This window comes from Flavobacterium sp. Arc2, from assembly GCF_041431385.1.
Lineage (GTDB): Bacteria > Bacteroidota > Bacteroidia > Flavobacteriales > Flavobacteriaceae > Flavobacterium.
Map to the genome: position 1 here is coordinate 200,472 of NZ_JASMRH010000001.1, position 11,771 is coordinate 212,242.

The 11,771-nt window shown below is 35.0% G+C and carries 5 protein-coding genes; 3 read left to right on the top strand and 2 right to left on the bottom strand.

The window, feature by feature from the left end:
• The first annotated feature begins 72 nt into the window (after positions 1 to 72).
• Together QO182_RS00940 and QO182_RS00945 are read left to right on the top strand one after the other, a co-directional pair.
• Entirely contained in the window at positions 73 to 4,356 is a 4,284-nt protein-coding gene (locus QO182_RS00940) for a choice-of-anchor L domain-containing protein (protein ID WP_371559414.1), read from the top strand.
• Positions 4,357 to 4,568: 212 nt separating this feature from the next.
• Positions 4,569 to 6,983: a TonB-dependent receptor domain-containing protein gene (locus tag QO182_RS00945; RefSeq protein ID WP_371559416.1), complete on the top strand. Its 2,415-nt coding sequence runs from the start codon at positions 4,569 to 4,571 to the stop codon at positions 6,981 to 6,983.
• 95 nt (positions 6,984 to 7,078) lie between these two features.
• On the opposite strand, the gene QO182_RS00950 is transcribed toward QO182_RS00945, so the two are convergent.
• A complete protein-coding gene (locus QO182_RS00950; RefSeq protein WP_371535168.1) occupies positions 7,079 to 8,086 on the bottom strand; it encodes a 3-oxoacyl-ACP synthase III family protein in 1,008 nt (335 codons plus the stop codon).
• A gap of 244 nt (positions 8,087 to 8,330) precedes the next feature.
• Here QO182_RS00950 and QO182_RS00955 point away from each other — a divergent pair, with 244 nt between their 5' ends.
• On the top strand, positions 8,331 to 10,742 hold the full coding sequence (locus QO182_RS00955) for a prolyl oligopeptidase family serine peptidase (protein ID WP_371559418.1): 2,412 nt from the start codon (positions 8,331 to 8,333) through the stop codon (positions 10,740 to 10,742).
• A gap of 46 nt (positions 10,743 to 10,788) precedes the next feature.
• Here the strand turns inward: QO182_RS00955 and QO182_RS00960 are convergent, their stop codons facing one another.
• The gene (locus QO182_RS00960; protein ID WP_371559420.1) at positions 10,789 to 11,739 is read right to left on the bottom strand and encodes an ABC transporter ATP-binding protein; all 951 of its coding nucleotides are present in this window, start codon (positions 11,737 to 11,739) and stop codon (positions 10,789 to 10,791) included.
• Between the last annotated feature and the right edge of the window lie 32 nt (positions 11,740 to 11,771).

The window sequence follows — 11,771 nt, forward strand, 5'->3', positions numbered from 1 at the left end:
ATAAAATTCGCTGAATGTCAAAATATTCATTTTATAAATGTTATTTTTGTTAAGGACATAAATTTTAAACACATGAAAAAGATCTTTATTTTTGGATTGTTAATGGTTTTTTTTTCTTCTTTTTCACAATCAATAACTGTTAATACAACTAAATATACCGCCGATGAGCTTGTTAATCAAGTATTGATTAACTCCCCATGTGTTAATGCAATTAATATAAATGTAAAATCAGGATCGCAATTTGGCTCAACTAATAGCATTGGCTATTTTGAAAACACCAATTCTAATTTCCCTTTTTCCAGTGGTGTAGTACTATCTACTGGTGATGTGACTAAATCACCTGCTCCTAATGACAACATATTGAGTGATGGAAACAGTTCCTGGACTGGTGATACCGATTTAGAAAACAATCTTCTTTCACAATCAGGAATTACTATTAATTCCGTTAATGCAACCTATATCGAATTTGACTTTCAACCCAAAACACCCAACTTTGATTTTTCCTTTTTATTTGCTTCAGAGGAATACGGAACTTCACAATGCAATTTCTCAGATGCTTTTGCTTTTTTATTAAAAGATGTAACCGCAAGTGGAATAAATAGAAATATAGCAGTAATTCCTGGTACTAATATTCCGGTTTCTGTTGAAACTATTCGAGACGATACTTATAATTCAGATTGCCCTTCTGCAAATCCAAGTTATTTTGGCGCATACAACCCGAGTGGCTTTGGACCTGCAATCAATTTTAATGGTCAAACAGTTGAGATGGTGGCTTCGGCATCAGGATTAGATACTACGCATACATACAGAATCAAATTAGTAATTGCCGACGGAGGTGATAATGTAGCCTATGATTCTGCCATTTTCTTGGAAGCTAACAGTTTTAATATTGGACAAGATGTTTTAGGCATGGATTATACCACTGCCAACAATAGAGCTATCTGTCCATCAACAGTTTTACCAACTCTAAACGCAACTGGTTTACCTGCGGGAACTACTTTTATATGGAAAAAAGAAGGAGTCCCATTTTCGCCAGCACAAACAGCATCCACGCTAAATCTAAATTCTCTTCTACCACTTATCAGCTCTGGAATTCATAATTATAGTGTGAGTTATATCGAACCTGGATGCACAGAAGTGACCGATGAAATAAAGGTTGAAATATACCCCGAAATTGGAGTAATGACAACTGTACCTCCCATTTACCTTTGTAATACTGGCTTATTAACTTATGATTTTGATCTGACTAAAAATACAATAAAAATATTGGCAGGAAAAAATCAATCTACTTCGGCTAGTGGTGTTTTAGATGACTTAACTTCAGGAACACTAATAACATATCACCTTAGCGATACCGACGCCATAGCTAACAATAATGCGATAACGAGTCCGCATAGTATTTCTAACGCTGAAAACGGAAAAACTATTTATGCTAGAATTCAAAACCCTACTACTAACTGTTTTGAAATCCGTTCTTTCCAATTACAAATTGTTAATAGTCCCATAATTGCAACCACCCCCAGCAACATCACTTTATGCGCCCTAAGTGCATCCGAAAATCCACCAAAAGCTGATTTCGACCTGAACACCTCAATAGCTTCTATTCTGGGATCGCAAGATACTACATATAATATCTTAACTTTCCATACAACCCTGGCAGGCGCAAATAATAACACTGCTATTTTAGCTATAAAAACTAACAATTTTTTATTATCCTCGAGTCGAACCATATGGGCCCGAATTCAAAACATTTCAAACCCAGATTGTTATATCACCACAAGCTTCGATCTTATTGTGACTCCTTTACCAGAAGTTGACATTCTGCCAGACGTATTTGTATGTACTGCCTATTCACTGCCTATATTGACTAAAACTGGAGCACAATACTGGACTGGCGCCAATGGAACTGGAACAGAATTATTTGCGGGAAACAGCATTAATACAAATACTACCTTGTATGTTTACAATCAATCAGGAGGCTGTACAAATCAAGAATCCTTTAAGATTACGATCACCGATTTAAATACGGTCACCCCAAAGTCAGAATCTTACTGTACACAATATAAGCTTCCCTCTTTGCCCTACGGAAAATATTTCACCCAAAGTGGAGGGACGAAGACTAGTGGAAATACAGAACTTCCGGCTGGCATTACTATAAAAACAGCCGGAATAAATACTATTTATGTCTGGTTTGAAGACACAACTGTAACCCCATCTTGCACTGAAGAAAGGATCTTTACAATAACAATTATCCCGTTTACAGCACTACCTGATTATCCAGATCAGTTTGCCTGTAGTTCTTATACTTTACCCAGTGATCCAAATGGAGCTACTTATTATTCAGGGACTAACAAAGGAATGCCTATTCTCGCTCCAGGAACAGTTATTACAAATACTACTTCGGTATTTGCGTATAAAGAATCAGGAACAGCACCATTAAACTGTAGTTCAGAAAAAAGTTTTACAGTTTACGTAGACCTCTCCAACATTACTCCTCCAGCGGATGTTAATTCTTGCTCTGCTTACACGCTACCCAATTTAAATTTTGGTCAATACAGAACTGCAGTTGCCGGCGGAGGAATTGAAGTACCTGCAGCAACAGTAATTAATACCACAACAACTTTATGGTTCTACGTTCCTGGTCAAAACTGTACAGATAACCTCCAATTTACTATTACTGTCAACATACCACCATTACCTACATTTAATGATACGCCACCACATTGTGATGTTTATTACCTTCCTTCTGTTGCTCACAGTGGTGATTATTTTACAGGACCATTAGGAAGTGGAAGTAAAAGAGACGTAGGCTATCCAGTAACGGCAACTCAAACTATATATTTTTATGACAAAGCTGCGGTAGGCGCCTGTTATGTAGAAGATAATTTTCTTATTACAATTAATCGTTCACCTACAATTGATGCAAGACCTATAGAAGTTATAAAATGTGGTGCAAATTTTGTACTCGATGATTTACGGAATGGAGAATACTATGAATTTGCCGGTGGTCCCTCTTCGACAAATCCAATCCTACCCCCAGGGTCTGTAATTACAACATCAAAAAAAATATATGCATATGCTGCTGCTACCGCTCCAAATAATTGTACAAAGGAATACGCAATTGATATATTCATAACCAAAGTAAATCTTATAGACGATCAATATGCTTGCGACTCCTATATCCTCCCTGCAATAGTTGGACAAGGTGATTATTATACTGCTACTGGAGGCCCAAATGGAAGTGGAGTTAAATTATCCCAACCTTATGCACCTATCACAAATACTACAACGCTTTACGTATATGCTGAGGACAACAGTAGAGTTTCTTGTTTTGATGAAGATGAATTTACGGTAACTATTTACAATACTCCTATAGTATCAAGTTACCCTCCCGTAACAAGATGTGAATCGTATGCCCTGCCTCCTTTTGTTGCTCCTGTAAACAAATATTTTACTCAACCCGGTGTTCCTAGCGCTACAAATACAGAGAAGTTTCCAGGAGATTTGATCACTTCTTCTACAACTATTTACGCCTATGCCGAAACAGGAACAGCTACTACAAAAATATGTTTTGATGAACAACCAATGGAAATTACCATTCTTTCAAAACCAAACCCTGTTATTAACACCACCCCTATTTGCCACGATTTTGCTAATGGAAATACAAGCAACTCCTACAGTATAAGCAATTATACAACGCCGCAATATGCTTTTGAATGGAGAGCGGCTGATGGCACACTATTAAGTAGTGCTAAAGATTTCTCGACTAATCAAGCCGGCAATTACACATTAACCGTAACCGATCTATCGATCTTTAGCTGTTCATCAGATTCAGTTGATTTCACCGTTGAAGAAATATTCCCGCCAATATCAATCACTTACACTACTGAAGATTGGTTTTCTGATCGTCAAACCGTTATTATAAATGCAATTCCAATTTCAGGTGATGGAAGTAATTTTCTTTACTCAATAGATGGAAATTCTCCCCAAACGAGTAATACATTTACCAATGTGCAATCTGGAACTCACGAAATAAGTATTAGCGATGCTAATGGGTGCGGAAGCACAATTCCAATTGTAATTCAATTAATAAATAGTCCTAAATATTTTACTCCAAACGGAGATGGTTTTAACGATACTTGGAATGTTACCGCACTGCCTAACCAAGAAAACCCTAATATATATATCTTCGACCGATATGGTAAACTCTTAAAACAACTTACCCCTAATGGAACTGGTTGGGATGGTACTTTTAACGGAAAACCTTTACCTGCCACTGATTATTGGTTTTCGATTGAGTATACAGAAGGCGGTGTTCTTAAACAATATCGATCTCACTTTTCATTAAAAAGATAAATCACAAACTATTTCACCTTAAGACTTTCTTCCCAGAAAGTCTTTTTTTTTTTGTAAAACTGTAACAAAACTAATATTCAACAGTCTATTAAGCATCTCCTTCTATTTTAGATATTTTTTTATGCATAAAACAGTACTATGTATTGCATATATTTAAAATAAAAACAATACCTTTGAAAAATCAATCAAATTTTTAATCAAAATCATCAATCATGAAAATCAAATTAATCTTAGTATGCCTCTTCGGGACCCTAGTTTCGATGCAAGCGCAAACTTCAGTCAAAACTTCGAACAATGAAAACCCTGGAAGTATCACAGGAAAAGTAATCGATAAAAACAGTAATGAATCTCTTCCTTATGTCAACATCATCATAAAAGATGGAGACAAATTTGTTACTGGTGGAATCACCTCTGATAAAGGAATTTTTTTAATCAAAAGTCTTGATTTAAGAAATTATAATATCGAAATACAATTTATGGGATACAAAACCATTTCAACAACGGTCATATTATCTACTGACAAAAAGAACGTTGACCTAGGTACTTTTGAACTTAAAGAAGACGCGATAGAACTTAAAGGTGTGGATATCGTCAGCGAGAAATCGACCATTGAACAAAAAATCGATAGAAAAATTATCAACGTTGGGAAAGATTTAATTTCGACAGGAGCAACAGCCAGCGAAATAATGAATAACATTCCTTCAGTAAGTGTTGATCCGCAAACAAATGCAATTAGTTTAAGAGGAAATTCAAATGTAAAAGTTTTAATAGACGGAAAACCATCTAGTATTGACGCTTCGCAATTATTGCAACAAATTCCATCGGCTTCTATCAAACAAATTGAGCTGATAACTAATCCATCTGCAAAATACAATCCAGAGGGAATGAGTGGAATTATCAATATTGTACTAAACAAAAACAGCAAAATAGGTTTTAATGGAAGTATCAATAATGGTGTCACATTTGGGAAAACGCCAAAAGTCAATTCGGCATTTGATTTAAACTATCGCAACGGAAAGTTTAATTTTTACGGTAACTATGGTCTTAATCACGGTAAACGCCTTAACCGCGGTCTAATTGTAAGTGAAGAAGAAGACAAAGAAAACACACAGCTTTATCAATTTAACAACCTCAGTACTTCACATCTTGCAAAAGTTGGAGTAGATTACTACCTTAATGACAACAATACCATATCGTTTTATACCAATCAGGTGTTTTATAAATTAAAAGGCTCTGGAGCTACGCAAGTAGATTATACTTCTAATACCACAAACGTAGATTTATTGCAACCTTATGAAAACGAACAAGACAACCAAGGTCAAACATATAATTTTGATTATAAGATAAAGTTCAAAAAAGAAGGACATAACCTAGAATTAGAAGCAAATTATGGTGAAGACGATAGTCGTGAAAACGCAATTTACACAAATTTAAATAGAGATAACAACACACTTATCAACTCCTTCACAAACGATGTACGTGTACTTAGCAAGAGTACAATTGTCAACCTAGACTATGTCAATCCTTTGAGCGAAACCATAAAATTAGAATTGGGTTTAGAACTAAGAGAAGAGACAACTGACAACAATTTATTTAGAGACAATGCGTATAGTTCTAATTTTACTTATGATCGAAATATCTACTCAGGATATACCACTCTGGGTAAACAATGGAAAAAATGGAGTTTTCAAGCTGGAGCCCGTGTGGAACAATACAAAGTGGAAGCATTATTTAAACAAGTCTCTGAAGCCAATGGACAATTTAAAGACGATATTTTAAGCATTTACCCTTCTACTTTCCTGAACTACAACCCTAGTGAAAACAACTCGTTTAATTTAAGCTTTTCAAGAAGAGTGGACAGACCAAGTATTGATCAGGTGAACCCAATTAGAGAATGGAGTACGGCGACTTTAGATTCAGAGGGAAACCCAAATCTTGTTCCGCAATTCACAAATTCATTTGAATTGAATTATACTAGAAAGACAAAAATTGGTTCTATTACTTCTGGCGTTTTTTATAGAAAAATTGAAGACGAAATCACCAGAGTTCTTTTTACCAATTTAGAAAACCCAAACAAGCAAGTGTTGTCTTATGCTAATTTTGACAACAACGATGCTTATGGATTAGAAGTATCTGGTAATTTAGATTTTAAAAAATGGTGGAGTGCTAATATTAGCTTAGACACGTATCAGAAAAAAGTAAAAGGAACCATTGAAACCACTCCTGGAAACTACGACTTTGAAGAAATTAATGCGACCACTTTTAATGCTAGAGTCAACAATACTTTTAAACCAACCAAAGATTTACGCATTCAGTTATTTGCCATGTACAGAGGAAGAGATCGTAGTCTTCAATTTGATGTTGCTAACATGTGGAAAATGGATATCGGAACCAGTTACACTATTTTAAAAGGCAATGGAACAGTTAGTGCACGTTTTAGCGATGTTTTTAATACCGTGCGTTTTGCTTTTGATAATAATAAACCTTACAAAACAAACGGACAATTCAATTGGGAAAGTCAAACAGTGTATGTAGGATTCAATTACCGTTTTGGAAGTGGTAAAAATAAAGCAATTGAGAGAAAGCAAAGAGACAAGAATGAAACCCAAGGAGGTGGACCCTTATAAGAATTAGTTTTAAATTTTGTTACCAAAGAAAAACCCAGAGTATGCCAACTCTGGGTTTTTTGATATAAACTATTTTTTTTAACTAAATAACATCCTTACCATTTAATAACAGCACTTGCCCAAGTAAATCCACTTCCAAAAGCAGCTAAAACTACAGTGTCTCCAGATTTAATTTTTCCTTTTTCCCAAGCTTCAGTCAAAGCAATAGGAATAGAAGCAGCTGTTGTATTCCCGTATTTTTGAATATTATTGTAAACTTGATCATCTGTCAATCCAAATTTCTTCTGTATGAATTGAGAAATTCTCAAATTTGCTTGATGCGGAATCAACATATCAATATTTGAAACCGATAGATTATTTGCTTCAAGCCCTTCATTAATCACCTCAGCAAAACGAACCACTGCATTTTTAAATACAAATTGTCCATTCATATAAGGGAAATAACTTTCATCATCAGGGTCGTTATCTGCTAAAATATCAGTTACCCAACGCCCCCCCATTCCTGGAGCTTTAACGATTAGTTCTTCAGCATGCTGCCCTTCTGAATGCAAATGCGTAGAAAGGATTCCTTTAGTCAGGTCCTCTTCTCTACTCAAAACGGCTGCTCCTGCTCCATCTCCAAAAATTACTGAAACACCTCGACCACGAGAGGTCATATCTAATCCGGTAGAATGTACTTCTGAACCTATTACCAAAACGTTCTTATACATTCCTGTTTTAATATATTGATCTGCAACAGACAAAGCATAAATAAATCCTGAACATTGATTTCTAACATCTAATGCGCCTACTGTCCTCAAACCTAAATCACGTTGGACTAAAACTCCTGGCCCAGGAAAATAATAATCAGGACTTAATGTTGCAAAAACAACAAAATCAATATCTTCTTTAGCCACTCCTGAACGTTCAATAGCAATTTCGGCAGCTTTAACTCCCATAGAAGTCGTTGTATCTTCTCCTTTTATAATGTGTCTTCTTTCTTGAATCCCTGTTCTTTCTTGAATCCACTCATCATTGGTGTCAATAATTTTTGACAAATCGTCATTGGTGACCACATTGGAAGGAACATAAAATCCTAATCCCGCAATTTTTGAATGATACATATAATTGTTATTTTATTATAATAAGATTGTAAATTTAAAAATACTTTAAAATATAAGACTACAAATTACTCTTTTTTTAGCAATTAACAATTTATAAATTTTCGTTCCTCTTTTTGCCACTTTAAAAAATGAAGCTTCAAAAGGAAAATTTACATATTTTTACTAAAAAAAAAGATAGAATGTAACAATCTAAATGCAAGTAAGACCAATAATTCTAATTAAATAACCAAAACAAAACCTATTTATGAAATCAAAATTTAGCCTAATTTTATTTCTTGGACTAAGCTTACATGCTTTTGCTCAAGAAAATATTACGTATCAAAAACCTTCTAAGTCAATTCTAGATTTAGTAGACTATGAAAGAGCACCATCTGTAAGCATGGATACAAAAAAGGAATACATGCTGCTAACCTACAGAAACACCTACAAGACTTTAGACGATTTAAATCAAGATGAGATGCGTTTAGGTGGTTTACGAATTAACCCTACTACAAATATTTCTAGTACGGTTACCTATATAAATAATATCAAGCTTCGCAAGATTAAAGATAAAAATGAAATTCAAGTTAGTGGATTGCCTACGAGCCCACGAATCTCTAACATCTCTTGGTCCCCTAGCGAGAAGAAAATTGCTTTCTCACATACTACAAACTCAGGTGTAGAACTATGGGTTATTGATATCGCTTCGGCAAAAGCAACTCAACTTACGGCAGACAATGTGAATGCTAACCTTGGAAATCCATTCAGCTGGTATAGCGACAACGAAAATATTTTAGTAAAAATGCTCCCAAAAAACAGAGCTGCTTTATTAGACGAAAAGAAAAATTTACCATTAGGCCCAATTGTTTCAAATGCAAGCGGAACAATTTCTCAAAATAGAACCTATCAGGATTTATTGAAAAATAAAACTGACGAGGCTAATTTCCAAAATATCTTGACTGCTGAGTTATACAAGGTAAATCTTAACGGAAGTAAAACTTTATTCAAATCAGCTGACATGTATGCAGGAGAAAACTTTTCTCCTGACGGGAATTACCTGATGATCAGCACCATTCAAAAACCATTTTCATATATCGTTCCCCTAAACCGCTTCCCTTCAAAAACTGTTATATATGACAAAGAGGGAAAAGAAGTTAAGGTAGTTAATGAAGTGGCCTTAAACGAAATTATGCCAAAAGGTTTCATGGCAACACGTACTGGGAAGAGAAATATGAATTGGAGAAATGACGAAGCGGCTACATTGTATTATGTGGAAGCGCTTGATGAAGGAAATCCAGAAAACAAAGTCGACTTTAGAGACGAAGTGTTCCAATGGAAAGCTCCTTTTGATAAAAATGCTACTCAAATACTAAAAACAGAACAACGCTTTGGAGGTATTATTTGGGGAAATGAAACTACAGCAATTGCTTTTGACCAGTGGTACGACACCCGAAATACTAAAACATATTTATTCAACCCGTCAGACGCTACTCAAGAACCGAAAATAATTACGGATAGGAACTCTCAAGACATTTACTCTGATCCAGGGAATTTTGAAACCATTAAAAATGCTTATGGTAAACAAGTTCTTGCGATTGAAAACAACAATCTTTATTTGTTAGGAGATGGGTTCACTAAAAATGGACAATTCCCATTCATAGACGAATTCAACCTAAAAAACCAAAAGACAAGCAGACTATATACCTCAACATATAAAGATAAAAAAGAGGATTTACTATCAATTGAGGATTTCAAAAAAGGAGAAGTTTTGGTACAAATTCAATCTAAGAATGAGTATCCTAATTATTACTTTAGAAATATCAAGAAGAAAGACCAACTTACTCCTATTACTAGCTTCAAGAATCCTTTTGAAAGTATAAAAAATGTAAGTAAAGAAGTAATTCAATATAAAAGAAAAGATGGTGTAGCACTTTCAGGGACATTGTACTTGCCAGCAGGATACGATAAAGTAAAAAAAGAAAAATTACCTTTATTGATTTGGGCCTACCCAGCAGAATATAAAGATAAAAACTCGGCAGGTCAAAACAATCAAAATCCAAATGAATTCACTTTCCCTTATTATGGATCGTTTGTTTACTGGGTGACTAAAGGATATGTAGTTCTTGACGATGCTTCTTTCCCTATTATTGGTGAAGGAACAACTGAACCGAACGATAACTTCATCACGCAGTTAGTTGATAATGCCGAAGCTGCAATTAACGCTGTAGATGCATTAGGATATATCAACAGGAAAAAAGTAGCTATTGGAGGACACTCTTACGGTGCTTTTATGACGGCTAATCTATTGACGCACTCTAATTTATTTGCTTGTGGGATTGCTCGTAGTGGCGCCTATAACAGAACGCTTACTCCTTTTGGTTTCCAATCAGAGCAACGCAATTACTGGGAAGTACCAGAGGTTTACAATACTATGTCTCCATTTATGAATGCAGACAAAATGAAGACGCCGTTATTATTAGTCCATGGAGAAGCTGATAATAATCCAGGAACATTCACATTACAAACAGAGCGTTATTTCCAAGCCTTAAAAGGTTTAGGAGCACCGGTAAGAATGGTTATCCTACCTAAAGAAGCACACGGTTATGCTGCTAAGGAGAATATCTTACACCTTCTTTGGGAACAAGATCAATTCCTAGAGAAATATTTGAAGAACTAAGAAAAAAAGAAAGCCCCGAAATACTTAATTTCGGGGCTTTTCTTTTTTACGCTATCATCAAAGTTACTTCCTGATTTAATTCTAAAGGGACATCATGTTCAAAGAAAATTACTTTTCTATCAAAGACAGCTTTAATTAAATAATGACTTCCTTTAAAATAAGACTGTTTCACTACTGCTAATAACATTCCGTTGTCGACTACTGTTAACTGATGTGGATACAACAAAAGTATTTCATCTTCATCTCCTTCTTCCAAGGAAATTAAATGTGATGCTTTTAACTCATTCACTTCTCCAAAAAGAGAAGCCACATATTTATTTATTGGATTATTATACAAACCATAAGAAGCTGCTTTATCAATTAATTTTCCATCTTGCAATACAATGGTCTCATCAGCAAAAGAAAGTGCATCTGTACTGTCATGAGTAGCTACAATACAGGTAACCCCATTTGATTTTAAATAGGCAAACAGATTTCGGCGAAGTGCATTTTTTCTAAAATTATCGATATGACTAAAAGGCTCATCAAGTAATAATATTTCAGGCTCTAAAGCTAGAACTCGAGCTAAAGCCACACGTTGTTGTTGTCCACCGCTTAAATATTTTGTTTTCACATCAGCAAATTCAGTCATCTCAACGATTTCTAATAATTCGTTTACGCGTTCTTTTTTCTTTTCGGGAAAAACGTTAGAAAGAAATTTACCCACATTCTCAGCAACTGTAGTGTAAGGCATCAGGTCAAAATCCTGCGATAAATATTTGATAAAAGGCATTCCCGGCACTAAATTGTGTTTTGGCCCTAACACTTCTGTTTCATTCCAGAAGATATGGCCTTCCTGCAAATCATGTAAGCCGTAAATCATTTTAAGCAGCGTGCTTTTTCCGCAACCACTTTCGCCAATTACGGCAACGTTCTGCCCTTTTTCTATAGTGAAATTAATGTTCTGGAGAACTATTTTTTCGGTATAACCGAATGTGATGTTTTGAACTTGAAGCATTTTTATGGTACTGAAATTTTGAGAATACAAAG

Excerpts from the sequence above, each read along its gene's own strand:
- QO182_RS00955 (WP_371559418.1), top strand. The coding sequence starts at position 8,331 with ATGAAATCAAAATTTAGCCTAATTTTATTTCTTGGACTAAGCTTACAT.
- QO182_RS00940 (WP_371559414.1), top strand. The coding sequence starts at position 73 with ATGAAAAAGATCTTTATTTTTGGATTGTTAATGGTTTTTTTTTCTTCT.
- QO182_RS00950 (WP_371535168.1), bottom strand. The coding sequence starts at position 8,086 with ATGTATCATTCAAAAATTGCGGGATTAGGATTTTATGTTCCTTCCAAT.
- QO182_RS00960 (WP_371559420.1), bottom strand. The coding sequence starts at position 11,739 with ATGCTTCAAGTTCAAAACATCACATTCGGTTATACCGAAAAAATAGTT.
- QO182_RS00945 (WP_371559416.1), top strand. The coding sequence starts at position 4,569 with ATGAAAATCAAATTAATCTTAGTATGCCTCTTCGGGACCCTAGTTTCG.